The sequence below is a fragment of the Isoptericola sp. NPDC055063 genome (genome assembly GCF_053608125.1).
Genome location: NZ_JBSGUW010000003.1, coordinates 109832 through 132018, shown reverse-complemented (window position 1 = coordinate 132018; position 22187 = coordinate 109832). Strand labels below are relative to the sequence as shown.

34 protein-coding genes are annotated in these 22187 nt (G+C 72.6%); 30 read left to right on the top strand and 4 right to left on the bottom strand.

The features are described from left to right. Positions 1–11: 11 nt before the first annotated feature. Positions 12–761 carry a DUF4191 domain-containing protein gene (locus ACWF41_RS04610; protein WP_380324762.1) on the top strand — a complete coding sequence of 250 codons (750 nt, stop codon included), beginning with the start codon at positions 12–14 and terminating at the stop codon, positions 759–761. Between the two features lie 113 nt (positions 762–874). Here ACWF41_RS04610 and ACWF41_RS04605 read toward each other — a convergent pair whose 3' ends face one another. Next, positions 875–1348, bottom strand: coding sequence for an RDD family protein (locus ACWF41_RS04605; RefSeq protein ID WP_380324764.1), 474 nt, complete (start codon positions 1346–1348; stop codon positions 875–877). 190 nt (positions 1349–1538) lie between these two features. Here ACWF41_RS04605 and glnA point away from each other — a divergent pair, with 190 nt between their 5' ends. Continuing rightward, a complete protein-coding gene (gene glnA / locus ACWF41_RS04600; RefSeq protein WP_380324767.1) occupies positions 1539–2963 on the top strand; it encodes a type I glutamate--ammonia ligase in 1425 nt (474 codons plus the stop codon). A 141-nt stretch (positions 2964–3104) separates the two neighbouring features. Here glnA and ACWF41_RS04595 read toward each other — a convergent pair whose 3' ends face one another. The 3 genes from ACWF41_RS04595 to ACWF41_RS04585 are packed head-to-tail and all read right to left on the bottom strand — an operon-like array spanning position 3105 to position 4763. Beyond that, entirely contained in the window at positions 3105–4178 is a 1074-nt protein-coding gene (locus tag ACWF41_RS04595) for a site-specific integrase (protein ID WP_380322759.1), read from the bottom strand. 51 nt (positions 4179–4229) lie between these two features. Beyond that, complete coding sequence (locus ACWF41_RS04590; protein ID WP_380322762.1) at positions 4230–4439, bottom strand: hypothetical protein; 210 nt, start codon at positions 4437–4439, stop codon at positions 4230–4232. Positions 4440–4493: 54 nt separating this feature from the next. After that, a complete protein-coding gene (locus tag ACWF41_RS04585) occupies positions 4494–4763 on the bottom strand; it encodes a helix-turn-helix domain-containing protein (RefSeq protein WP_380322765.1) in 270 nt (89 codons plus the stop codon). A 148-nt stretch (positions 4764–4911) separates the two neighbouring features. Between ACWF41_RS04585 and ACWF41_RS04580 the strand changes: the two genes are divergently transcribed. The 28 genes from ACWF41_RS04580 to ACWF41_RS04445 all read left to right on the top strand — a co-directional run bounded on the left by ACWF41_RS04580 (position 4912) and on the right by ACWF41_RS04445 (position 22057). Next, complete coding sequence (locus tag ACWF41_RS04580; RefSeq protein ID WP_380322768.1) at positions 4912–5142, top strand: helix-turn-helix domain-containing protein; 231 nt, start codon at positions 4912–4914, stop codon at positions 5140–5142. Positions 5143–5217: 75 nt separating this feature from the next. Then, positions 5218–5451 (top strand): helix-turn-helix transcriptional regulator, encoded by a 234-nt coding sequence (locus ACWF41_RS04575; protein WP_380322771.1) that lies wholly within the window; start codon positions 5218–5220, stop codon positions 5449–5451. Further along, positions 5448–5951, top strand: a complete 504-nt coding sequence (locus ACWF41_RS04570; protein ID WP_380322774.1) for a hypothetical protein — start codon at positions 5448–5450, stop codon at positions 5949–5951. The genes ACWF41_RS04575 and ACWF41_RS04570 overlap by 4 nt, the downstream gene beginning before the upstream one ends. Beyond that, entirely contained in the window at positions 5948–6325 is a 378-nt protein-coding gene (locus ACWF41_RS04565; protein ID WP_380322777.1) for a hypothetical protein, read from the top strand. Before ACWF41_RS04570 ends, ACWF41_RS04565 begins: the two co-directional genes overlap by 4 nt. Then, on the top strand, positions 6322–6657 hold the full coding sequence (locus ACWF41_RS04560) for a hypothetical protein (RefSeq protein ID WP_380322780.1): 336 nt from the start codon (positions 6322–6324) through the stop codon (positions 6655–6657). The genes ACWF41_RS04565 and ACWF41_RS04560 overlap by 4 nt, the downstream gene beginning before the upstream one ends. A gap of 3 nt (positions 6658–6660) precedes the next feature. Beyond that, complete coding sequence (locus tag ACWF41_RS04555; RefSeq protein WP_380322782.1) at positions 6661–6864, top strand: hypothetical protein; 204 nt, start codon at positions 6661–6663, stop codon at positions 6862–6864. 33 nt (positions 6865–6897) lie between these two features. Then, a complete protein-coding gene (locus ACWF41_RS04550; protein WP_380322785.1) occupies positions 6898–7386 on the top strand; it encodes a hypothetical protein in 489 nt (162 codons plus the stop codon). After that, on the top strand, positions 7383–8804 hold the full coding sequence (locus ACWF41_RS04545; RefSeq protein WP_380322788.1) for a ParB/RepB/Spo0J family partition protein: 1422 nt from the start codon (positions 7383–7385) through the stop codon (positions 8802–8804). Before ACWF41_RS04550 ends, ACWF41_RS04545 begins: the two co-directional genes overlap by 4 nt. Position 8805: 1 nt before the next feature. Further along, entirely contained in the window at positions 8806–9228 is a 423-nt protein-coding gene (locus ACWF41_RS04540) for a hypothetical protein (RefSeq protein ID WP_380322791.1), read from the top strand. Then, a complete protein-coding gene (locus tag ACWF41_RS04535) occupies positions 9225–9956 on the top strand; it encodes a hypothetical protein (RefSeq protein WP_380322793.1) in 732 nt (243 codons plus the stop codon). The genes ACWF41_RS04540 and ACWF41_RS04535 overlap by 4 nt, the downstream gene beginning before the upstream one ends. After that, positions 9953–11062 carry a DNA translocase FtsK gene (locus tag ACWF41_RS04530; protein WP_380322796.1) on the top strand — a complete coding sequence of 370 codons (1110 nt, stop codon included), beginning with the start codon at positions 9953–9955 and terminating at the stop codon, positions 11060–11062. Before ACWF41_RS04535 ends, ACWF41_RS04530 begins: the two co-directional genes overlap by 4 nt. After that, positions 11059–11436: a hypothetical protein gene (locus tag ACWF41_RS04525; RefSeq protein WP_380322799.1), complete on the top strand. Its 378-nt coding sequence runs from the start codon at positions 11059–11061 to the stop codon at positions 11434–11436. The genes ACWF41_RS04530 and ACWF41_RS04525 overlap by 4 nt, the downstream gene beginning before the upstream one ends. Continuing rightward, on the top strand, positions 11436–11807 hold the full coding sequence (locus tag ACWF41_RS04520) for a VRR-NUC domain-containing protein (RefSeq protein ID WP_380322802.1): 372 nt from the start codon (positions 11436–11438) through the stop codon (positions 11805–11807). The genes ACWF41_RS04525 and ACWF41_RS04520 overlap by 1 nt, the downstream gene beginning before the upstream one ends. A 108-nt stretch (positions 11808–11915) precedes the next feature. Beyond that, positions 11916–12944, top strand: coding sequence for a hypothetical protein (locus tag ACWF41_RS04515; RefSeq protein WP_380322805.1), 1029 nt, complete (start codon positions 11916–11918; stop codon positions 12942–12944). Further along, positions 12941–13792 (top strand): DUF7341 domain-containing protein, encoded by an 852-nt coding sequence (locus tag ACWF41_RS04510; RefSeq protein WP_380322808.1) that lies wholly within the window; start codon positions 12941–12943, stop codon positions 13790–13792. The genes ACWF41_RS04515 and ACWF41_RS04510 overlap by 4 nt, the downstream gene beginning before the upstream one ends. Continuing rightward, the gene (locus tag ACWF41_RS04505) at positions 13789–13962 is read left to right on the top strand and encodes a hypothetical protein (RefSeq protein ID WP_380322811.1); all 174 of its coding nucleotides are present in this window, start codon (positions 13789–13791) and stop codon (positions 13960–13962) included. The genes ACWF41_RS04510 and ACWF41_RS04505 overlap by 4 nt, the downstream gene beginning before the upstream one ends. A gap of 125 nt (positions 13963–14087) precedes the next feature. Then, positions 14088–14807 (top strand): AAA family ATPase, encoded by a 720-nt coding sequence (locus ACWF41_RS04500; protein WP_380322814.1) that lies wholly within the window; start codon positions 14088–14090, stop codon positions 14805–14807. 286 nt (positions 14808–15093) lie between these two features. Then, complete coding sequence (locus ACWF41_RS04495) at positions 15094–15522, top strand: hypothetical protein (protein WP_380322817.1); 429 nt, start codon at positions 15094–15096, stop codon at positions 15520–15522. Then, positions 15443–16900 carry a hypothetical protein gene (locus tag ACWF41_RS04490; protein ID WP_380322820.1) on the top strand — a complete coding sequence of 486 codons (1458 nt, stop codon included), beginning with the start codon at positions 15443–15445 and terminating at the stop codon, positions 16898–16900. Before ACWF41_RS04495 ends, ACWF41_RS04490 begins: the two co-directional genes overlap by 80 nt. Before the next feature lie 11 nt (positions 16901–16911). Next, positions 16912–17100, top strand: coding sequence for a hypothetical protein (locus tag ACWF41_RS04485; protein ID WP_380322823.1), 189 nt, complete (start codon positions 16912–16914; stop codon positions 17098–17100). Beyond that, the gene (locus ACWF41_RS04480; RefSeq protein ID WP_380322826.1) at positions 17100–18230 is read left to right on the top strand and encodes a phage portal protein; all 1131 of its coding nucleotides are present in this window, start codon (positions 17100–17102) and stop codon (positions 18228–18230) included. Before ACWF41_RS04485 ends, ACWF41_RS04480 begins: the two co-directional genes overlap by 1 nt. Continuing rightward, positions 18227–18922: an HK97 family phage prohead protease gene (locus ACWF41_RS04475; RefSeq protein WP_380322829.1), complete on the top strand. Its 696-nt coding sequence runs from the start codon at positions 18227–18229 to the stop codon at positions 18920–18922. The genes ACWF41_RS04480 and ACWF41_RS04475 overlap by 4 nt, the downstream gene beginning before the upstream one ends. 126 nt (positions 18923–19048) lie before the next feature. Continuing rightward, positions 19049–20245 carry a phage major capsid protein gene (locus ACWF41_RS04470; protein WP_380322832.1) on the top strand — a complete coding sequence of 399 codons (1197 nt, stop codon included), beginning with the start codon at positions 19049–19051 and terminating at the stop codon, positions 20243–20245. Positions 20246–20309: 64 nt separating this feature from the next. Beyond that, positions 20310–20639: a hypothetical protein gene (locus tag ACWF41_RS04465; protein ID WP_380318664.1), complete on the top strand. Its 330-nt coding sequence runs from the start codon at positions 20310–20312 to the stop codon at positions 20637–20639. Position 20640: 1 nt separating this feature from the next. Next, positions 20641–20970 (top strand): hypothetical protein, encoded by a 330-nt coding sequence (locus ACWF41_RS04460; protein ID WP_380318667.1) that lies wholly within the window; start codon positions 20641–20643, stop codon positions 20968–20970. After that, the gene (locus ACWF41_RS04455) at positions 20967–21353 is read left to right on the top strand and encodes a hypothetical protein (protein WP_380318669.1); all 387 of its coding nucleotides are present in this window, start codon (positions 20967–20969) and stop codon (positions 21351–21353) included. Before ACWF41_RS04460 ends, ACWF41_RS04455 begins: the two co-directional genes overlap by 4 nt. A 6-nt stretch (positions 21354–21359) precedes the next feature. Continuing rightward, a complete protein-coding gene (locus ACWF41_RS04450; RefSeq protein ID WP_380318672.1) occupies positions 21360–21767 on the top strand; it encodes a hypothetical protein in 408 nt (135 codons plus the stop codon). Further along, positions 21764–22057 (top strand): hypothetical protein, encoded by a 294-nt coding sequence (locus ACWF41_RS04445; RefSeq protein ID WP_380318675.1) that lies wholly within the window; start codon positions 21764–21766, stop codon positions 22055–22057. The genes ACWF41_RS04450 and ACWF41_RS04445 overlap by 4 nt, the downstream gene beginning before the upstream one ends. Positions 22058–22187: the final 130 nt, after the last annotated feature.

Genomic DNA, 22187 nt, shown 5'->3' with positions numbered 1-22187 from the left:
ACTTGACGACCATGGCCCGCACCAAGTCCGACGCCGGCGCGCCCGCCGACGCCACCGGTAAGCAGAAGAAGCCCAAGAAGCAGCGCTGGTACCACCAGGTGTGGGCCGCGTACCAGATGACGCGCAAGCAGGACCCCACGGTGACGTGGCTGCTGCTGGGCGTGTTCGTCGGGATCCTCGCGGTCGTCGCCGCCGTGGTGCTGCTCCTGAACGTGCCGACCGGCTTCAAGATCCTGTACATCGTCGTCCTCGGCATCCCGTTCGCGATGCTGGGCTCGATGTTCGTCCTGACCCGCAAGGCGGAGCGGGCCGCGTACACGCAGATCGAGGGCCAGCCCGGCGCTGCCCGCGCCGCTCTCGGCACGGTCCGCGGCGGCTGGACCTTCGACGACGAGCCGGTCGCGATCAACCCGCGCACCCAGGACTTCGTCTTCCGCGGCGTCGGCCGCCCGGGCATCGTCCTCGTCAGCGAGGGCCCGTCGCACCGCGTCCAGCGACTGCTGGAGGACGAGCGCCGCAAGGTGGCGCGCGTCGTGCCGAACGTGCCGATCACGCTGATCCAGTGCGGCAACGAGGACGGGCAGACCCCCCTGCCCAAGGTCGCCCGCCAGGTGCAGAAGCTCAAGCGCTCCCTCACCAAGCCCGAGGCCGACCAGGTCAGCAAGCGCCTCAAGGCGCTCGGCGGCGCCCGCCTGCCGATCCCCAAGGGCGTCGACCCGATGCGCGCCCGCCCGGACCGCAAGGGCCTCCGCGGCCGCTGATCCGCATCGGGAGCTCGACCACGAGATCGACCCACCCTCCGCGACACCGACCCACCGAGGGTCGGCGTCGCGCCGGGTGGGTCGTTCTTCGTGCGGGCGACCTGCGGACGACCTCAGCGGCGCACGAGGACGGTGCCCGCGGCGCGGTCGTGCAGGCCGCGGCCGTCGCGGTCCCAGACGACGGCGGGGATGACCAGGCACAGCAGCAGCGAGCGGACGAGACCCCGCACGAACCCGTTCGCCATCCCCTCCGGGGCGCCGAGAGTGCGGACCTGCATGCCCAGCAGCCGGTGGCCGATGGTGAAGCCGGCGGTGCTGACCAGCAGCACGTTCTCGAGCGCGAAGACGCCCAGGGTGACCCACGAGTTCAGCTCGGCGAACGTCGCCGGCGTCGTCACCAGGTAGGCGATGAGCGTCGCCACCGCCCAGTCGACGAGGAGGGCCACGGCCCGGCGCCCCAGCCGCGCCAGCGACCCCGGGCCGGTCTCCGGGAGCCCCAGCCGGCCGGCAGACCCGGCGTCGTCCCGGCGTCCGCCCTCGAGCCACGACCCGACGTCTTCTCGTGAGATGTCCTCCGGCGATGCCATGGCTCCAGGCTACGCGGCGCCGGGGGCGCGACCCCCGTAACCTGTTCGAAACAAAGGCGCCATGCCGGAGAAACGCCGCCGCCCTACGGTCGTGGTCGTCGAGCGGCAGGCCCCCGAGCCGCCGCGCCCGTCCTTCGGAACCGTCCGGCGGCCCCGACCGAACGGCACCATCCAGGCAAGGAGTGCATGCATGTTCACGAACGCCGAGGAGGCCATCGCCTTCACCCGTCGCGAGGGGGTGGAGTTCATCGACGTCCGCTTCATCGACCTGCCGGGCGTGATGCAGCACTTCAACATCCCCGTGGAGCAGTTCTCCGAGGACTCCTTCACCGAGGGCCTCATGTTCGACGGCTCGTCGATCCGCGGCTTCCAGGCCATCCACGAGTCGGACATGAAGCTGGTCCCGGACGTCACGACGGCGTACCTCGACCCGTTCCGCAAGCGCAAGACGCTCATCGTGAACTTCTCGATCGTCGACCCGTTCACCGACGAGCCGTACGCCCGTGACCCGCGCACCATCGCCGCGAAGGCGGAGGCGTACCTCAAGTCGACCGGCATCGCGGACACGGCGTTCTTCGCCCCCGAGGCCGAGTTCTACGTCTTCGACGACGTGCGTTTCTCGACGAACCAGCACGAGTCCTACTACCACCTCGACTCCGTCGAGGCGGCGTGGAACACGGGGCGCGAGGAGGAGGGCGGCAACCTCGGGTACAAGACCCGGTACAAGGGCGGCTACTTCCCCGTCTCCCCCAACGACCAGTTCGCCGACCTGCGCGACGAGATGTGCGCCGTCCTCGCCGAGGTGGGCCTCGACGTCGAGCGCGCGCACCACGAGGTGGGCACCGCCGGCCAGCAGGAGATCAACTACCGGTTCAACACCCTGCTGCACTCGGCCGACGACCTGATGAAGTTCAAGTACGTCATCAAGAACGTCGCCTGGCAGCACGGCAAGACCGTCACCTTCATGCCGAAGCCGATCTTCGGCGACAACGGCTCGGGCATGCACTCCCACCAGTCGCTGTGGCTGAACGGCGAGCCGCTGTTCTACGACGAGAAGGGCTACGGCGGCCTGTCCGACACGGCCCGCTGGTACATCGGCGGCCTGCTCAAGCACGCGCCGTCGCTGCTCGCCTTCACCAACCCGTCGGTGAACTCCTACCGTCGCCTGGTGCCGGGCTACGAGGCCCCCGTCAACCTGGTCTACTCGGCCCGCAACCGCTCCGCGTGCATCCGCATCCCGGTGACCGGCTCGTCCCCGAAGGCCAAGCGCGTCGAGTTCCGCGTGCCCGACCCGACGGCTAACCCCTACCTCGCGTTCGCCGCGCAGCTCCTCGCGGGCATCGACGGCATCAAGAACCGCATCGAGCCGCCGGCGCCGATCGACAAGGACCTGTACGAGCTGCCCCCCGAGGAGCACGCGCAGATCGCCCAGGTGCCCGCGTCCCTCGAGGAGGCCCTCGACAACCTCGAGCGCGACCACGAGTTCCTCACGCAGGGTGACGTCTTCTCCGAGGACCTCATCGCCACCTGGATCGACTACAAGCGCACCAACGAGATCGACCCGATCCGTCTGCGCCCGCACCCGCACGAGTTCGAGCTCTACTACGACATCTAGGCCCCGTAGGTCTCTGACCTGCACCGGGACCACCCCGGGGACCCTGCCGGTCCCCAAACGGTCCCCAGCACAACGCCAGGAGCCCCGCCCCCCGATGAGGGGGCGGGGCTCCTGGCGTCTTCGTGCTGCGGGCTCGCAGCCCTACTCCCCTACGGCCTCCTCGGCGCTCGCGGCGATGCGCGCGCGGAGCACGCCGGCGGTGGCGGTTCGCGTGGCCTCGTCGGTGTCGGGCCACAGGTGCGCGTAGGTGTCGAGGGTGGTCTTCGCCGAGCTGTGCCGCAGGCGCGCCTGCACGACCTTCACGTCCGCGCCGTCGGAGATCAGCAGCGAGGCGTAGTAGTGCCGGAGGTCGTGGAAGCGGAACTCGGCGGGCAGGTTGGCCCGCTTGCGCGCCGTGCGGACCGCGCGCTGTAGCTTCCACGGCCCGACCTGCTGCCCGAGGTCGTCCGTGAGGATCCAGGTGTCGGAGGGGTGGGCGGCCAGGTGGGCGGCGAGCTGGTCGACGAGCTCGCGCGCGACGGGGATGGGCGTCTTCGACTCCTCCGTCTTGAGCGGGTCCTCGGGGTACTGCACCGCCGGCCGGATCACGTACTCGAGCCAGGCGACGTCGTCCTTCCGGATCCCGCACACCTCGGCGTCGCGGAGGCCGGCGAACGCACCGAGCAGCACCGCGGCCCGGTATCGCTCGGGCATGGCGTCGTGGAGTGCCCACATCTGCTCGGTCGTGGCGATGAACGTGCGCTGGCGGCCCGCCGGCGGTGCCGTGCGGCGGGAGCACGGGGACCGTGGCACGAGGCCGTCGTGCACGGCGTCGGTCATCAGCTGCGCGAGGCGGGCGTGCAGGGCGTAGACGTAGGACGGTTCGAGCGGCTCGTCCTGCAGCTGCTTGATCCACGCCTTCACGTGTGACGGCCGGAGGGCGCTCAGGCGGTGCTTGCCGAGCCCCTTCTCGATCCGCGCGAGGTGGGTGCGCGCCTGTCGGATCGTGGAGGGTCGGCCGCTGTACGCCTCGATCCACTCTGTGCACCACTGCGCGACGGTGAGCTTGGCGCGGGCGGGGTCTACGTAGGTCCCCGACTTGACTGACACGGCGACGTCGGCGAGCCAGTCCTCCGCCTCCTTCTTGAGGCGGAAGTGCTTTGCGTGCTGGCGGCCCTGCTCGTCTCTGTAGCGGGCCCGCCACTTGCCGTCTGGCCTCTTCGCGAGATTGGCCACGGCTCCTCCTGAACGTTGGAATCGCGGGGGGGGGGGGGGGCTTCTAGAGCCTCATCCCCCGGCAGCAGCGACGACTGTCGACGGGAGCGTGCCGGCGACGACGCAGAGGTACGCGAGGTCGCGCGCGGTGAGGTCGTCGGCGACCAGGCGGTCGAGGACGTCGGGCGGCACGGCACTGCGGTGGATGTCCCGGGCTCGGAGTGCGTGGAGCGTGGCGAGCGACGTCGCGGAGGTCCCGTCAGGAACGGAAATTGATTTCATGACGGAACAGTAATTCGGCTGAAACGGTACGAATACTTGAGAACCGGGTGAAACTCAGTCTCGCGACTCTTCGCGTGCGGCCCGCTCCTCAGCGCGCGCCCAGAGCAAGGACGCCGTGACGCCGAGCGCCTTCGCGACCTTCGTCAGCATCTTGTTGGGGATGTCGCCGCCGCCCGGCCCGAGGTATCGGTCGAGGGTCCGCTTCGGCACCCCGGACTTCTCGGCGAGCTCCGCGACCGTGAGGCCGGCGGCAACCCGTTCACCGTTCACGGTGGCCAGAAGCGCTCTGACCAGGGTGTCGGCGTCGTTCTCGTAGGTGTCCATACCCGGAGAGAGTACGCCGTTACGGCGTCTGATACGCCAGGTCGGGCGCATTTTTCGCCCCGTCTCACACACCCTGTATCCGGGTGAACTCTGGCACGCTCGCCAGATCAACGTTGCCGTTCGCCATATTTGGCGCTACGGTCGCAACATGAACGCACCCCAGGTCTCCGAGGTCATGAAGGTGATCGACGAGCGCCGCAAGGAGCAGGGCCTGTCCGTGACGGACATCGCGGCCGCTGCCGGCCTCGGTGCGCGCAGCGTCGAGCGGTACTTCGCCGGCGTCCGGGACTTCAAGGCGTCCGCCGCGGTGAAGCTCGCGGTGGCGCTCGGGACGACGGCGTCCGACATCTACGGCGAGGCCGAGCGCCGCTCCAACTGACCGCCAGGAAACAGCAAGGGCCGGCCGCCCCCGCCAAGAAGCGCCGACCCTCACCAGACACGAAGGAGAGTACCCGTGAACCGTCGGATCATGCTCATCCCCGCGGTGGCTGAGCGCACCGGGATGCCGGAGGGCACCCTGCGCTTCCTCCGCCACGAGGGCAAGGGCCCGCGCAGCTTCAAGGTCGGCCGCCGCGTCGCCTACTACGAGGACGACGTCGACGCCTGGCTCGACGAGCAGTACGCCGCGACCTCTCGCGGCGGCGCCGTCACCGCCCCCGCCAAGACGCAGCTGGTGGTGGCCCGATGACCACCAAGACGGTGACGCCGGACGGCGTCCTCTCGTTCGACGGCGCCACCTACGACCCGTCGGCCGACTCCGGCCTGTTCCGGTGCCCGCGCCTGGGCTGCTCGTTCGCGTCGGGCTGGGCCGGTGGCCCGGTCGACCTGGACGAGGACTACGACCCGATCCGCGACCACATGGACTGGCACGCCGAGCAGGACGACGCGGCCCCGATCGACGCCGTCCCGGGGGTCGAGCGTGACCCGGCCGCCGTCGCCCCCGAGGTGCCGCGCCTGTCGTCGCCGGCGGGCCTGCAGGCGCTGCTGCACGGCCGGGTCGCGCCCGCCTCCGCCGCGGTCGACGAGGCCGCGACGAAGGCGCTCGCGGACGTGCGCGCCCAGGCCGACGTCGTCGCGGCCGCGCTCGACTGGTACGGCTCGGAGCCGGGCATCCCCGAGGGGCGCGCCATGTCGGCCCTCGACGTCGCGTGCTCCCGCCTCGTCGAGCTGCGCGGAGGCATCCGGTGAGCGACGCGCCGGAGTCCCGCGACGTCGACGACCTCCTCGCCGACCACGCCGCCACCAACAGCCTCGCCGCCCTCGCCGCGACTACTCCGCGCGACGACGACGGCGAGCCCGACCTCACCTCGCAGGGGGAGGAGAGGACGGCCGACGCGCCCCGCGTGACCATGCACACCGCGGGGCGCGTCGACCGGCACCCGATCGGCCACGCGGTCACCCTGCTCGTCGCGCTCGCGGGGGTCTACGCCGGCGTCGTCGTCGAGCTGACGGCCCCGCTCGCGTCGGGCGGCCAGCTCATCGCGGGCCCGGTCCTCATGCTCGGCGGCGCCGCGCTCCTCGCCCGCCTCGTCCACGTCACGCAGCGGAGGGCCCACCGATGACCGCCACGACCATCACCCCCGCCGAGGCCGGTCGTCGCGGCCGCGCCCGCTCGATGAAGGGCGTCACGCCCGAGCAGGTCGCCGCCGGCCTCGCCGCGATCGCGAGCGTCCGCCCCGGCACCGAGTTCTCCGTGAACCTCGTCCGCCACCAGCTCGACGCCGTGCACTTCCCGCACCGCGCTCGCGCGGGCCTGTTCGCCCGCGCCTGCGCCGACCGGCTCATCGAGCCCGTGTACTACCCCGGCACCCGCGACCCGCGCCGCGAGCCGTCCACCGGCTTCACCGCGCACCACGCCCTCGTGAAGCTCTACCGCCGCACCCCCACGGGGTAGACCGTGCTCCTCGCCGACGTCGACGAGCCGCTCTGCGAGCACGGCGTACCGGTCGCCCGGACCCTCCGGTCCGGACGCCCCGCCTGCCCCATGTGCCGGCGGCACGAAGACGCCCGCGAGGAAGCCCGACGGCAGACCATCGCCACCCTCGCCCGCATCGCCCACCCCCGCGCCGACACCACGGCGCTCGCGGCCCACGACGACTGACCCCCCGCCCCGCCTGACCACCAGGAGACACCCGTGACCGACCTGCACCCCGTCCCGACCCCGCGCGACGTGCGCGGCATGACGTACCCGCTCCCGGACGAGCCCAACCCCGAGGGCGCGCCCGTGTACGCCGCGTCCGACGAGCTGCCGCTGCGCGACGCCACCCCGGAGGAGGTGGACGGCATCACCCGCATCGTCGCGACGGCCGTCGGCCTGGACCCTGCCGACGTCGTGGAGCGCGTCCGCGCCGTGCCCGTGCTCGACGCGCCGGCCCGCCAGGACGCGCCGTCCGAGCGCGTGTCGCGCCCGTCGGGCGAGCGCACGCCGTTCGACATCCGTGTCCGGATGCTCGACGAGACGGCGGCCCCGGTCTTCGTGTCGAACGTCGTGGAGTGGAAGTGGCGCGAGGAGGGCCGCCTGGACGTCTACGCCGTCGTCGACGACCGCGTGCACCGTGTGGAGTCCTGGGGCCCGTACACGGCCGCGCGCGTCTCCCGCGTCCGGCCGGCGGTGCTGGCGTGAGCGCCGCCCACGCGCCCGAGGTGGCGCGCCCGACCCTCGTCGACCCGACGTCGCTCGTGCTGGGCGAGAACGTCCGCCGCACCGTCGTGATGAGCACCGCGTTCAAGCGCGACGTCGCGGAGAACGGCGTCCGTCAGCCGATCGCCGTGAAGCACGACGCGCTCGGCAACCTGCAGGTCGTCACCGGCCAGCGCCGCACCCTCGCCGCCGTCGAGGCCGGCCTCCCGTCCGTGCCCGTCTACCTCGTGGACGACATCGCCGACGAGGCCGCCCGCATCGTCGAGCAGCTCGGCGAGAACCACCACCGGCTCGGGATCACCCAGGCCGACGACGTCGCGGCCGTCGCGCAGCTCGCCCTGTTCGGCTGGTCGCCGGCGAAGATCGCCAAGCGCACCCACCGCCCCAAGGACGACGTCACCGCCGCGCTGGCGCTTGCGGAGGTCGATGAGGGCACGCGCACCGCGGTGCACGGCGCCGGCGTCGACCTGGTGACCGCGGCGAAGATCGCGGACGTGGCCGCCGGCGACGTCGAGACCGCCGAGCGCCTCGTCGAGGCGGCCATCGACGACCCGTCCGACATCGACCACGAGATCGAGCGGACCCGCCGCGACATCGCCGAGCGTGAGGCCGTCGAGAACCGCCAGCGCGAGCTGCGCGCCCAGGGCGTGACCGTGCTGGACGTCCGCGCGGTGACCTACGGGCAGGGCGCACGCGCCGAGAACCTGAGCAGCCTCACCGACAAGCCGAACGCGAACGGCACCGCTCCCGCGCTCGACGTCACCGAGCACCAGATGTCCTGCCCGGGGCACGCCGTCTACGTGTGGGCGAGGAGCGTCGACGACGTGCGCGAGGAGACGTACTGCACCTCCTGGCGTGAGCACGCGCACTTCAACCGGCACGCCCGGAACACCGCCGGTGCGACGTCGGGCGCCACGCCCGAGGAGGCGACCGCTGAGCGCCGCCGCGTGATCGCGAACGGCAAGGCGGCCGAGGCCGCCGAGACGGTGCGCCGCGAGTTCATCCGCTCGCGCTTCGTGGGCCGCGCGGTGAAGCCGACCGACGCCGAGGTGCAGCACGCAGCCCTCATGATCGCGATCGGCAACCCGCACGAGTTCGGCGTCCACCAGGTCCTCGACGACCTGGTCGCCGACGCGTCGACCTCGGCACACGTGAAGGCCATCCGCCGCAGTCCCGACGGCGGCAAGCGGTACCTCCTCGAGGCCGCGATGGCGATCGGCGAGGACGCCATCAAGGCGAAGGGCGAGCTCGCGTTCTGGCGCCGGCCCGCCGCGGACAACAACTACACCGGCGCGCCGGCCCTCGGCGCCACCCACCTCCGGTTCCTCGCCGACGCCGGGTACGGGCTGTCCGAGCTCGAGCACGCCTGGCTGGACGCCTACGAGACGAAGGAGGCGTGACGTGGCCACCGCGACCCTGACCCGCGCCCACCGCCCCGCGCGCCGCCCCGCGACGGCCGAGCAGCCCATCATCCCGGCCGCCCCCGGCTGGGAGGACGAGGCCGTGCGCGCGATCTACGCCGCCCAGCTGCGCCACGCGGCCGCGCACCTCGCCGCCGGCGTCCGCGACTCCCGCCGCATCCTCTCCGAGGCGCTCGCGGCCGCTCAGGCCGCCGTGCCCGCCAAAGCGTTCGCCCTCCGCTGCTACGTCGCCGCCGCGCTCGACCCGCGCATGGACGCCGAGCGCCTCCACGCGGAGGCCCTCACGGTGCTGCACCTCGGCGGCGTCGGGTTCATCGCCCAGGACACGGCGCTCGCGGCCGCGGTCGCGTACCTCGAGGGCTGGGACCACCGTCAGCGTCTGGTCGCGGGGCGTGCCTCGTGAGGGCCGCCGGCACTACCGCCGCGGGCGGCTACGTGGGCGGGGCCCTCACCCTCCCGACGGGACGCACCCCCGCCGACCTGGACGCGCTGCGCGAGCGGCGCGAGGCCGAGGCGGCACGCCGCGCGGCCACCAACCCGTTCGCGCAGCCGTCGGGCCAGCCCGCCACGAAGTCGACGTCGCGCCTGCACGGCGCCGCCCTCGTCAGCACCGAGTACGAGAAGGCCGCGTTCACCACGCCGCCGCCCGCCCTGATCGACCGCACCGAGGAGGTGCCCGTGCCCACCCAGAAGCCCGCCCGCCGCGGCCCGAGGAGCGGCGAGACGCGCGAGTCCCGCGAGATCCGCAACCGGCAGATCGTCACCCTCTACACGAGCACCGAGGAGGTGCTGACGATGCAGGAGGTCGCGGACCGCATCGGGGTCTCGCAGGCGACGGTGAGCGCCGTGCTCAAGGGCGCAGGCGTCGAGGTCCGCGGTCGCTGGAAGGGCAACCCGGTGCCGCCGTCCAAGGTCGCGGAGCAGGTCGCCGCGCGCCCCGACGCCAAGCCCGCCCCGCGCCCGCGCGTGCGCCGGGTCCGCCGTCTCGACGGCGAGCTCGGCCGCGGCTTCGTCTGGACCTGCCCCCGCCACAAGGTCATCCAGGTCGGCGTCAAGGTCACGTTCCCGATGGCCGTCATCGACCTCGCCGCCCACTTCCGCAAGGACCACCCCCAGGAGGCCGCCGCGTGACCGCCACCGAGACCCCCACGAAGGTCGCCGCCCCGCCCGTCGACGTCTACGTCGGCCGCGCGTCCCTCCGCATGGCGCTCGCGGCGGTCCTGCCGCACGTGTCGACGGAGGACGAGCTCCCGGTGCTGCAGCGGGTGCGGCTGCAGTTCGTGGACGACAAGACGGTCCTGGCGGTCGCGCTGGACCGCTACACCGCGGCCGCCGCGTACATCGAGGTGCAGGACGTGCTCGAGCTGCCCGAGCTCGCGACCGTGGACATCGAGCCCCGGTCAGCGCGCGAGGTCCTCGCGGTGCTCACCCCGCCGGCGGAGAAGCACGCCCGCGCGCAGTGGGAGACGCAGGCGTTCCACCTCGTCGTCACGCCCCACGAGGTCACGTTCACCGAGGAGGGCGCCCTGCTCGACGGGCGCTCGCTGACGGTGCCGCGGATCCCGACGGACGACGTGGTGCGGCCGGGCGGTGGCTTCCCGGACGTGCCGCGCCTGATCGCGGCCACGCTCGGCCTGCCCGCGGCGGACCAGCTGCGCACCGCGCTGAACCCGGTGCTGGTGACCCGGTGGGTGAAGACGGCGAACGTCTACGGCCTGCCGCTCGAGGTGACGCCGCGGGCCGGCCGCGACGAGTTCCACGACGGCGCGTGGACGGTGCGCGTCGACAACGGCCAGGTCGTCGGCGTCATCATGCCGATGAGCCGCGACGCCGTCGCCCAGATGGAGCACGAGACCCGGTGGGCGAACCTGCTGCGCCGCGCAGCCGGCGACTACCGCGAGGGCCTGCTCGAGGAAGAGAGTACCGGCAGCCTCGCCGCCGTCGTCGACCGCATCTTCGACGCGACGACCAACGCGGACAAGGAGCCCGACCTCGAGCAGGACATCGTCGAGGCCGCCGTCCGGCTCGTGCTCACCACGCAGTTCGGCTCGCCGAGCATGCTGCAGCGCAAGCTCCGCATCGGGTTCGCGAAGGCCGGCCGCCTCATGGACGAGCTGGAGCGCGTCGGCGTCGTGGGCGAGTCCGACGGATCCCGGGCCCGCACGGTGCTCGAGCCGCCTGAGGCGATCGACGCCGTCCTCGCGGAGATCCGCGCGGAGCGGGAGGCCGACCGGTGACGAGCCTCCTGTTCCTCATGCTCGGCGCGCTCGCTGGCCTCGTGCTGCTTTGCGTGGCCCTGCTCGTGTTCGCGACGTGGACGCCGCGCCTGCGCCGGCACGTCGCCCTCCCGTGCGTCCGCTGCGGCCGTTGCTGCTGCACCGAGTGCCGCGCAGCCCGCCGGCAGGGCCCGTGGCGGGCGCCGGCGGGCGGCGGGTACCACGCGTGTCGCGCCGTCGACGCGTCGGTCCTGCGCCCGTGCCCGCGGTGCGGGCAGACTCCGTGCCGCGGCGCCGGCTTCTCCGCTGACGGCCTCTCGTACAGCTTTTCGTGCGCGGGCACGGTGGGCGACAAGTCCCAGGCCGAGCTCCTCGCCGACGACACGGACGGCTGATGGCCGCCCCGCTGCGGCCCCTGTCCCGCGCCGAGTACCGCGCCCAGGTCGCCCGCGACATGTCCGAGGCCGCCCTGCAGACCCGCGTCCTCGGCCTGGCCCGCGAGCTCGGCTGGGAACTCGGCTACCACACCCACGACTCCCGCCGCTCGCAGCCCGGGTTCCCGGACCTGGTCCTGCTGAGCACGGCCCGCCGGCGCCTCGTCATGGCCGAGCTCAAGACCGAGCGTGGCCGCGTCTCACCCGCGCAGCAGTCGTGGCTCGTCGGCCTCGCGGCCGCCGGCATCGAGCGGCACGTGTGGCGGCCGGCCGACCTCCTCGACGGCACGATCCTCGCCGTCCTCACCCGGGAGGAGGTGACGACGACGTGAACCTCTGCGACTCCTGCGGTGGCCCGACCAACCCCCAGACGGGCGAGTGCCGATGCTCCGACTGACCCACCACCGCCCCGTCCCGACTCCCGGAAGGAGCCGCACCCCTTGCCCTGGATGCGCACCGGCGACAGCGCCGCCACCTACCCCGCCGTCATGGCGACCGCCGGCCTCCACACCGCTGACGAGCGGACCGTGAACGAGGTCTTCGGCTTCGTCAGCCGGTGCGCCATCCAGTCCGCCGCGCACACCACCGACTACGTCATCGACGTCGGCACCGTGCAGATGATCGGCGGCGCTCGCTGGCGCGACCTGATCAGCCAGTGCGTCGCCGTCGGGCTGCTCGAGGTGGTCCTCGCGGGCCGCACCTGGCGCCTCGTCCAGGACCCGGAGTTCATCCACCTGCGGCTGCGCGCCGAGGTCACGTGGGAGCGTCAGCAGCGCGACGACACCCGCAACCCGGCGCTCAAGGCGCCCGTGCTGCTCCGCGACGGCGACAACTGCCGATGGTGCGGCCTCCTCGTGCAGTGGCGCGGACGCAAGAGCAACCGCACCGGCACCCTGGACCACCTCGAGCCGGGCACCGCCGGCACCGTCGACACGATGGTCGTCGCCTGCCTCGGCTGCAACAGCGCCCGCGGCGGCAACGTCGACCTCTGGGACGACAACCACACCGTCCGCACGCCCCCGACGTCGCCCCGCTACGGCAAGGCGACCACGAAGTACCTGAACGACAACGGCCACCCCGAGATCACCGAGAACGTCTCGAGCGACGACGGCGCAGCGCCCCAGGCAGCAGCGGACCCCGCACCCGAAGGTGTGCGACCCGCAGCGCCGGCAGCAGCCGCCCCCGCACGCCCCACGGCAGTGCGAGCAGCAGCGCCCCCGGCAGCGCGTCCGAAGTCCGCCCCGAAGTCGCCTCGGAACTCAACCCCCAAGGTCGACAGAACGGATTCGACCGGGTCGGGTCGGGACGGTTCGGGTACTCACCACACCAGTACGGGGCCGCGCGCACGACCTGATCTGTCACCCGCCAGCACGACCGAGCCCACCGCCCAACCCCCGCGCCCTCGCCGCCGTCGTGGCCGGCGTGGAGGTGCCCGCCCTCGCCCGACCCCCGGAGGTACCCCCGCATGAGCAAGCACCGTCCCGAGCGGACCGAGCAGGAGGAGATCCTCGACCGGATGGCCGAGCGCGTCGCGCAGCTCGTCGACCCCTGGTTCGACTACGTGTCTCAGTGGATCCCGGCATCTCAGCAGACGTGGCAGGAGCGTCGCGACCCGGCCCCTGGTGCCGAGGGCCCCCGCCCCCTGCCGCGCGCGGTCGTGCGCTCCACGACGATCCAGCACGACCCGCTCCTCACCCAGCTCCTCAACCCGGCCGACGACTCGTCCGCCGGCGGCTCGTCGGCCGGCCCCTGCTCACGGCCGCCGACGAACATCGAGGGCATGGCCGCGCACCAGGACATCCAGTTCGGCACGCAGACCTGGTGCCGCGTGCTGGTCGGCCAGGCCATGCCGTCCGGGCCGGCCCGTCGCCTGCGCCGGCTCCTCGAGCTCGCACCAACCCTGCCGGACACGATGCTGCGCAACCTCGACGCGGACGTGATGCGGTGGTGGGCGCTGGCTCGGACCGCGACGACGTGGGCCGACCCGCCGTGGAAGCCGAACGTGCGCTGCCCGGTGTGCGGGGTGCTCGGCAAGGTCCGGGTGCGGCTGTACCCGACGACGGCCTACTGCCTGGACTGCGGGACAGCGTGGGACCACGCGACCGTCGACGAGCTCGGCGCCGCGGTGCAGCTGGCCGCCGAGCACGCGGCCGTGGCCGCGACGATCGGGACCCGCCCGTCCGGCCCGTGCACGACCTGCGGCCAGGTCCACGAGCCCGGGGACTTCGCCGACCCCGACGTGTACCGCGCCCACACCCCCGCGGCCCTCGTCGGCCGCACCACGCCCGACGTCGTCGGTACGGCGTGGCGGCCGTGAGCGCGCCCGAGCCGCGCGTGGTCACGTTCGCAGGCCAGGTGGAGGTCACCCGATGCCAGCTCGAGGGGCACTCGTGGGCGGTGCTCGCCACCGTCGCCGGCGTGCGCGTGCACCAGGTGTGCACCCGGCCCGGCTGTACCGCCGACCGAGTCGTGCGTGACTCGCCGTGATCGTGGGTTGGTCGCACGCGACGGGGTGATGCGCTACTCTGACGGCGGCGGGTTCGTCATGCCCGCAGCAAGGCCCGACACCGCTCCCCGGTGCCGGGCCTTCGTCGTACCGGGCGGAGGTGACCGTGCCTCGTCTCGTCGTGCTGCTGTTCGGCCCGCCCGGCGCCGGCAAGTCCACACTCGCCCACCAGCTGGCCGACACGCTCGGCCTGCAGGTGCTGGACCATGACGACGCGCAGTGGAGCAGCGAGCGGCAGTTCATCGCCGCCATGCGCGCGGTCGGCACGAACCCCAACGCGTCGGCCGTGGTGATCCGCACCGGCGCTTCCTCGACTGCCCGGGCCAAGGCGCAGCAGCTGGTGCGAGCGACGCACGGCTATCTCCTCGACCCGGGCTTCGACGTGTGCGCGCAGCGGGTGCGCGCGCGACGGCGTGCCGTGCGCGACGGGCTGCGCGGCGTGACCGCGTGGTACGCCGCCCACGACCGCATCGACCGCGTGCCGGCCTGGTCCGGGCTCGAGGACCTCGACTGCACCGCGTGGCGCCCGATCCGCCTCACGCAGCGCGGCACGTCCTACGCCGAGAAGCTGCACCGGTACGGCGGCGCGCACCAGGCCGCGCGCCGCGCCTGGGCGGCCCGGCTCCCCCGGCCCTGCACGGTGTGCGGCCGCCCGGTCCTGCCGGGCAGCAACTGGCACCTGGACCACACGGACGACGGCGCCGGCTACCTCGGTCCCGCGCACGCCCGGTGCAACACCAGCAAGGGCGGACGCAAGGGTGGACGCGCGCGAGCTCGACGCGAGCGACGCGACGTCGTGACCGCGACGAGACGACTCGACCTCTGACCTCGACAGGAAGATCTCCGGCCGCGCGGCGCGCGTCGTCGCGCGACCGCGCCGGATTTTTTGCGGCCAGCCCTCCCCCTCACCCCCGAACCACCAAAGTTTTCACACACGGCTCGTGATATTTTTCGGGTCTCACCCGCTGTTCGTCCGTGTCGTCGCAGGTCAGAGGGGTCTACGCGGGTCTCAGCAGGACGTGCCCCCCTGGGGTATGCCGGTGGGCGCGAGACGCGACGCTGCGGCATCGCAGGGCGAACCGGACGATCTACGGCGTTCGGGCGGTGATGGCGTGGTCACGAAGCGTCAGGGCGAGCGGGTGAAGAAGGCTCGCAAGACAGGAAGTTCTCCAGCCCGGCAGGGGAAGTGCTCGGTGTGCGGTGAGCCGATCCGGCTCACGGCGCGCAGCAGCGCGACGCCGAAGCACCGCGCCTGCCGCGCCGGCGCTGACCGCCCGGCGGCCGCGACCGACCGCGCCGCGTACCTGCGCGGCGTACTCGAGGGGATCCAACGCTCGATCGACAAGGCGCCGCCGGAGAAGCGCGCGCCGCTGTACGGGCAGCTGCTCGCGTGCGAGGCGCGCATCGCGGCGCTCCCGTCGGCCGACGGCTCGCAGTCGCAGGGGAAGGCGGGTGACCCGGTTGACGAGATCGCAGCCCGTCGAGCTGCTCGGGGAGGCGCCGTCGCGCGCCTGGGTCACGCCGCAGAGCGTCCGCGCTAGCTCCGCGCGCGACGTCGTCGACCTGTCGGCGTCGTTCGGCCTGGTCCTCGACGGCTGGCAGGAGGAGATCCTCGAGGCGGCGCAGGGCGAGCGCACGGACGGTACGTGGGCGGCGCAGCGGGTCGGCGTGACGGTGCCTCGGCAGAACGGCAAGTCGCAGCTGATGGTGTCGCGGATCCTCGCGGGTGCGCTGCTGTTCGGCGAGAAGAAGATCGTCGTCAGCGCGCACCAGCAGGACACCGCGCGCGAGGCGTTCGCGAAGCTCATGGAGCTGATCGAGGCGGACGACAACGTCGCGCTGCGGCTGCGGGTGAAGGCCGTCATGAACGCGCTCAACCGCGAGGCCGTCACGTTCACCACGGGCGCCAAGGTCCAGTTCAAGGCGCGCTCCGGCGCCGGCGGGAAGGGCTTCTCGTCCGACTGCCTGCTCCTCGACGAGGCGCAGATCCTCGGCTCACGCGCGTGGACGTCGATCAACTCGACCATGTCCGCGATGCCCAACCCGCAGGTGTGGCTCCTCGGCACGACGCCGCAGGAGGAGGACGACTCGTTCGCCTTCGACGCGGTCCGCCGCGCGGCGCTCGCGGGCAAGTCCACGAACGCGGCGTGGTGCGAGTGGGGCGTCGAGGTCGACAGCGAGGAGTACCGGGCCGCGCAGGACGACCTGGCGGCGCGGAAGTGGACGCCGGCGGTCGAGTACCTGTGCTGGTCGGCCAACCCCGCGTGGCTGACGCGGATGAACCACGAGGTCGTGCAGGGCGAGTTCGAGACCTACGACCCGGCGAAGTTCGCCGAGGACCGCCTCGGCATCTGGCGGGACGACGCGTCCGGACAGCTGATCATGCCGCGCTGGCCCGAGCTCGTCTCGCCGCGCCCGAAGGACGCGCCCGTCGTGGCGCTCGGCGTGGCCGGCGACGTCGACCACGCGTGGCTGTCGCTGGGCGCGGTGCTCGGCGGCGAGCGGCCACACCTGGGCTCGGTGCTGCGCTCCCCGACGCGGGAGCGCGGGAAGTTCGTGGCCGAGGTCGCGCGGATCCAGTCGGAGCAGGGTGTGCCCGTCGTCGTCGACGGCGGCGGGCCCGCGTCCACCGTCATCGCCTACCTCGAGGCGGCCGGCGTCATCGTGACCCGCCTGGACCTGCCCGGGTACGTGCAGGCGTGCGACGACCTGGTGCAGGCCGTCGACGCCGGCACGGTCGAGCACGGCGGGTACGACGAGCTCGACGCCGCGGTCGCGGCCGCCGGGTGGCGGCAGATCGGCGACCGCCGCGCGTTCGCGCGCAAGGGCGGCGACATCAGCGCGCTCGAGGCGTGCGCGTGCGCGCTCTCCGCGACGCGCGAGGAAGCCAACTACGACGTCATGTCCTCGATCCTGTGAAGGGGGTCAACGTGAAGCGCCTCACCGTGAAGCTCCCCTCCGTGCGGCGACCGACCATCGGCGAGACCTCGGCCGGCCTCATGGCCTGCGGCGCGCTCGCCGTCGGCGCTGGACTGTGGCTGGCCGTCGGCCTCGGCGTGGCGCTCATCGCCGTCGGCGCGATCGCCGTCGGGGCCGCCCTGCTCCTCGGGTGGCAGTGATGGGGTGGCTCAACGCAGGCGTGGAGAAGCGCGCCGCTGGGGACGAGTGGATCGACACCGCCGGCACCGCCCAGACGATCACGACCGAGCGCGCGACGTACCTGACGCCGGTGTTCGCGTCCATCCGCACGATCGTGGACTACGTCTCGACCCTCACCCCGCGGTTCTACCGGCCCGACGGCGCCGGCGGCGTCGTGGAGATCGGGACGCCCGAGCTGTTCCGCAACATCGAGCTCGAGTACGGCACGGAGAACTGGCTCGGCCAGGCGATGTACGCGACGGTCACGGACGGGAACGCAGTCGGCCGCATCCGGTCGGTCTCCGGCTACGGCGGCAACCTGCCGCTGATGATCGAGTGGTCGCGGGACTGGTCGCCGACGAACGACGAGCACGGCACCAGGTGGTGGTACCTGAACGGCGCGCAGACACCGGCCTCGCAGGTGGCGCACATCCCGTGGCTCGTGCCCGAGGGACGGCTGCTCGGCATGTCCCCGATCCAGCACTACGCGTCGATCGTGGCTGCGGGCCTGTCGGCGCAGGAGTACGCGGACGTCAAGCGCGGCGGCGGGATCCCGCCCGCGGTGCTGAAGAACCAGATGCAGGTGCTCGACGGCAAGGCCGCGGAGAAGGTGCAGAGCCGGGCCGTGACGTCGTTCGCGTCCGGCAAGCCGTTCGTGACCGGCAAGGACTGGGACCTGACCATCGTGTCCGTCCCGCCGGCGCAGGCGCAGTTCATCGAGACGCTCAAGCTGACCGCCTCGGAGATCGCGGCGATCTACGGCCTGGACCCGCGCGAGGTCGGCGGCAACGCCGGCGACTCGCTCACGTACTCCAACGACGAGTCCCGGGCCCGGAACCGGGCGCACAACATGCGCCCGTACATCAAGCGGCTCGAGCTCGCCGTCGCGCGGTGGCTGCCCGGCGGGCAGTTCATGCGCCTCGACGTCGCCGAGACCATCCGCCCCGACATCAAGACCCAGACGGACATCATCGGCGCGAAGCTCAAGGACGGCCGTCTGTCCCTCAACGAGGCGCTCGCCCTCGACGATCGCCCGCCCATCGCAGGCGGCGACTACCGCAACGTGCCCCGGCCCGACCCCGCGCCGGCAACCCGTCAGGAGGACGCATGACCAGCACCGCTGAGCGTCGGTTCACCACGGTCCCGGTCGAGACCCGGGCCGCGGCCGCCGACAAGCGCACCATCGGTGGCTACGCCGCCAAGTTCGACACCACGTCCCGCAACCTCGGCGGCTTCGTCGAGACCATCGCGACCCGCGCATTCAACAAGTCGCGCGGCGACGGCTGGCCGGGCGTCATCGCCCGGTACAACCACGACGACAACATGGTCCTCGGCACCACCGGGGGCGGCACGCTGCGCCTCGGTGTCGACGACATCGGCCTCACCTACGAGGCCGACCTGCCGTCGGCCCGCGCGGACGTGCACGAGCTGATCCAGCGCGGCGACGTGCGGCAGTCGTCGTTCGCGTTCGTCGTGCACGAGGACGAGTGGGGCGAGACGGACCAGAACTTCCCGATCCGCCGGCTGCTGTCCGTCCGCCTGCTCGACGTCGCCCCGGTGAACTCGCCGGCCTACGAGGACACGAGCGTCGGCGTGCGCTCCCTCGCCGACGAGCAGCGGTCCGTGGGGGGCGCGCTCGTCGGCCCCGCGGCCGCGTTCGAGTCCCTCGCCCGCGCCAAGGACGCGTCCGTCGACGAGGTCCGGGCGCTCGCGGCCGAGGGCGAGCTGCGGAAGTTCTTCCGCCGCACGGACGAGGCCCCGCCCGCGTTCACGGTCCGCGACGCGCTGAAGGCGTGGCGCTGACCTGACGACCAACCGGCGCAGCGGGCAGGGAAACCACCCGCTGCGCAGGTAGCACCACCAGCACGATCCGGCAGGGCGCAACCCACCGGGACCCACCACCCAACGAGTCCCGGAAAGGGGACACCCATGTCGTCTCTGACGAACAGCCTGAAGGAGCTCGTCGACTCGATCGACACCCGCCAGGCGAACCTTCTCAACGAGAGCGTCCGCTCCGGCAACCCGGTGCTGTCGGCCGAGCAGAAGCAGGAGCTCGACAACCTCGCCGAGGCCCGCAAGGACGCCGCCGAGCGGCTGCGCAACGCCGAGCAGGGCGAGCAGCGCGCGAAGGACCTCGAGGAGTCGTTCCGGCGCGAGCACGGCGGCCCGGAGGACGAGCAGCGCGGCGGCGTCGACTCGGAGTTCGCGAAGTGGGTGCGCGAGTCGCGCGCCGGCGAGTCCTACGACGTCGCGATCGAGTCCCGCGCCATGTCGGCCGCGGGCGGCACCGGCAAGGCGGGCGTGTCCACCCAGCTGTGGGAGCACGCCGTCGAGTCGTCCGAGATCCTCAACTACGCGACGCTCATGACGACGGCGGACGGGAACACCATCCCCATGCCGCGCGCCACGATCCACGCGGAGCCGGACGACGCCGACATCCCGGCGAACGGGCCGATCACGGAGAGCGACTCCACGCTCGACACGGTCGACCTGGGCGTCGCCAAGCGCGGGTACATCACCTACGTCCCGAACGAGCTCCTGCAGGACGCCACGTTCGACGTCGAGGGGTACATCGCGCGCAACGCCGGCCGCCAGCTCGGCCTGAACGTCGCCGCGGCGGGCGCCGCGGCCGCGAAGGCCGGCTTCACCGTCCCGGGCGTCACCACGCTCCCGGGCGACACGGCGAGCCTGGGCGACCAGTCCCAGATCGGGCACGGCTCGGACTACCTGGTGGACCTCTTCTACTCGGTGATCGCGCCCTACCGCGCCTCGCTGAAGTGCGCCTTCGGCATGTCCGACGGCGCGGCCGCCGTGGTCCGCAAGCTCAAGACCGCGGACGGCAAGCCGGTGTGGGAGTCGGCCCTGGTCGCCGGCCAGCCCGACCTCATCCTCGGCAAGCCGGTGTTCATCGAGCCGAACTTCGACCCCTTCGGCCTGGCGAAGAAGCCGATCTACTTCGGCGACTGGTCGGCCCTCGTCGTCCGCATCGCGGGCGGCCTGCGGTTCGAGCGGTCCGCCGAGGCCGGGTTCGGCAACGACCAGACGGCGTTCCGCGCCCTGGTCCGTCGCGGCGCGGTCGGGCTCGACCCGACGGCCGTCAAGCCGCTGGTCACCAACGCCGCGTGACCGCCCGCCGGGGGCGCCCGCTGAGGGCGCCCCCGGCCCCCAACGACGACCAGAAGGGGTCGACATGAAGGTGCAGATCAAGGTGGCTCCGGGCGGGCTCTACAACGGCGAGCCCGTCACGGCCCGGGTGGGCGACATCGTCGACCTGCCCGACGAGTACGCGCACGGCCTCGTCCGCGGCGGCCTCGCCGCGGAGGTGATCGACGACGTCGACGAGCTGCGCGCCGCGCTCGAGGGCGACCACGGCCCCGAGCTGCAGCCCGCCGGCGACGGCCAGACCGCCGGCGAGCAGGAGACGGCGACCGCGAAGGACCCGGCCGAGCAGACGGCCACGACCGGCGAGGCGGCCGCCGAGAAGCGTCCGGCTCGCCAGCGCGCCGAGAAGCGGGGCTGACGTGGCGGTCACCGTCCCCGATCTCATCGAGCGGGTCGGCGGTGACCCCACCGCCGACGAGGACGAGGCGACCCGATGCCTGACGCTCGCGGACCGGTACGTCACGGACTACGTCGGCGCGGAGGTCGTGCCGACCGAGGCCGTCGACGAGGCCGTGCTGCGCGTGGGCGTGAACCTGTTCAACCAGGCGAAGGCGCCGAACGGCGTCCTCACGACGGTCTACCACGACACCGGCGACGGGTCCGAGACGGCGCTGCGCGTCTCCTCGGACCCGCTGCGCGGTGCCCGCGTGGTCCTGTCGCCCTACCTCGCGCCGCTGGGGTTCGCGTGAACGCCATCACGGCCGCGCAGACGGCCCTCTCTGACGCGCTCACGGCGGCCGGGCTCCGCACCTTCCCGGAGGTCCCGGAGAAGGCGTCACCGCCGTTCCGCTACGTCCTGAACGGCGGCGTGGGCTTCGGCCCGCAGGTCGGGTCCTGGCGGATCGTCCTGCGCGTCATCTGCGTCGCACGGCCCGGCACCAACGCCGTCACCCTCGAGCGGCTCATGGACATGGTCGTCGAGCTGCTCGACGCCATCGGTGGGCTCGACGGGTACGAGCTCGCGGCCGACACGGTCGACGAGCCGGCCGAGTACTCCACCAACGGGCAGTCGACTCTCGCGACCGCCGTCAACGTTCTCGCGCGCGTCTCGCGCGCCCAGATGAAGGGCTGACCCCTCATGGCAGTGACCCGGATCAACGGGCGGGACATGGTCCTGATCCTCGACGGAGTGGACCGCTCGGACGAGACGTCCGCGATCGCGTTCAACTACGGCACGCGGCAGACGTTCGCGGACATGCGCGGCAAGATCCCGAAGCGTCTCGACATGACGCTGAACCAGGACCTGCTGGCGACGTCGCTGTACCGCATCGCGACGTCGGGCGACACGACGCCGCTGGTCGGCACCGTGAAGCCGCTCGGCAACTCGGCGGCGTCCGTCGAGCAGCCGCACTACTCGTTCAACGTCACCCCCGGCGGCATCAGCGGTGACACCTACCTCGGTGGCGAGGCCGCGGAGGACGCGTCCGAGACGCTGCAGGTCGAGGTGCAGTGGCTGATCGACTCCTGGACGGAGGTGACCGCGTGAGCGACGCGCAGACGTCGACCTCCGACCTCACCGCCCAGGGGTTCTACCTGTCCGTCACGGGCGAGGAGCGCGGCCTGGTCAACCGGGTCTTCAAGCGGCCCCTGGCCCGGATGGCGAAGGAGGACCAGGAGACGTTCGTCGAGGCGCTCGTGTTCCTCGACCTGCACCGCCGGCGCGAGCCGGACCCCGCTGGCCGGGCGTCCGCGATGACTGTCGGGCAGCTGCAGGACTACTTCGCCGACGACGAGCAGGACGAGGACGAGGAGGCCGTCGCCGCGGGGGAAGGCTGAGGTCAGACGCCCGGGAGATAGCGACCTGGTGTCTGACGACGGGCCAGCCCGTCGCCTCGTGGATGGTCCTCACCCAGCTCGAGCGCGAGGAGTTCTACAACCTCGCGCTCGAGGTCTCCAAGAAGGCGAA

What these genes read in the sequence shown, in the direction of transcription:
- ACWF41_RS04610 (WP_380324762.1), top strand. Translation starts at nt 12, where the DNA reads ATGGCCCGCACCAAGTCCGACGCCGGCGCGCCCGCCGACGCCACCGGT.
- ACWF41_RS04605 (WP_380324764.1), bottom strand. Translation starts at nt 1,348, where the DNA reads ATGGCATCGCCGGAGGACATCTCACGAGAAGACGTCGGGTCGTGGCTC.
- glnA (WP_380324767.1), top strand. Translation starts at nt 1,539, where the DNA reads ATGTTCACGAACGCCGAGGAGGCCATCGCCTTCACCCGTCGCGAGGGG.
- ACWF41_RS04590 (WP_380322762.1), bottom strand. Translation starts at nt 4,439, where the DNA reads ATGAAATCAATTTCCGTTCCTGACGGGACCTCCGCGACGTCGCTCGCC.
- ACWF41_RS04585 (WP_380322765.1), bottom strand. Translation starts at nt 4,763, where the DNA reads ATGGACACCTACGAGAACGACGCCGACACCCTGGTCAGAGCGCTTCTG.
- ACWF41_RS04580 (WP_380322768.1), top strand. Translation starts at nt 4,912, where the DNA reads ATGAACGCACCCCAGGTCTCCGAGGTCATGAAGGTGATCGACGAGCGC.
- ACWF41_RS04570 (WP_380322774.1), top strand. Translation starts at nt 5,448, where the DNA reads ATGACCACCAAGACGGTGACGCCGGACGGCGTCCTCTCGTTCGACGGC.
- ACWF41_RS04560 (WP_380322780.1), top strand. Translation starts at nt 6,322, where the DNA reads ATGACCGCCACGACCATCACCCCCGCCGAGGCCGGTCGTCGCGGCCGC.
- ACWF41_RS04520 (WP_380322802.1), top strand. Translation starts at nt 11,436, where the DNA reads ATGGCCGCCCCGCTGCGGCCCCTGTCCCGCGCCGAGTACCGCGCCCAG.
- ACWF41_RS04510 (WP_380322808.1), top strand. Translation starts at nt 12,941, where the DNA reads ATGAGCAAGCACCGTCCCGAGCGGACCGAGCAGGAGGAGATCCTCGAC.
- ACWF41_RS04480 (WP_380322826.1), top strand. Translation starts at nt 17,100, where the DNA reads ATGGGGTGGCTCAACGCAGGCGTGGAGAAGCGCGCCGCTGGGGACGAG.
- ACWF41_RS04475 (WP_380322829.1), top strand. Translation starts at nt 18,227, where the DNA reads ATGACCAGCACCGCTGAGCGTCGGTTCACCACGGTCCCGGTCGAGACC.
- ACWF41_RS04470 (WP_380322832.1), top strand. Translation starts at nt 19,049, where the DNA reads ATGTCGTCTCTGACGAACAGCCTGAAGGAGCTCGTCGACTCGATCGAC.
- ACWF41_RS04465 (WP_380318664.1), top strand. Translation starts at nt 20,310, where the DNA reads ATGAAGGTGCAGATCAAGGTGGCTCCGGGCGGGCTCTACAACGGCGAG.
- ACWF41_RS04450 (WP_380318672.1), top strand. Translation starts at nt 21,360, where the DNA reads ATGGCAGTGACCCGGATCAACGGGCGGGACATGGTCCTGATCCTCGAC.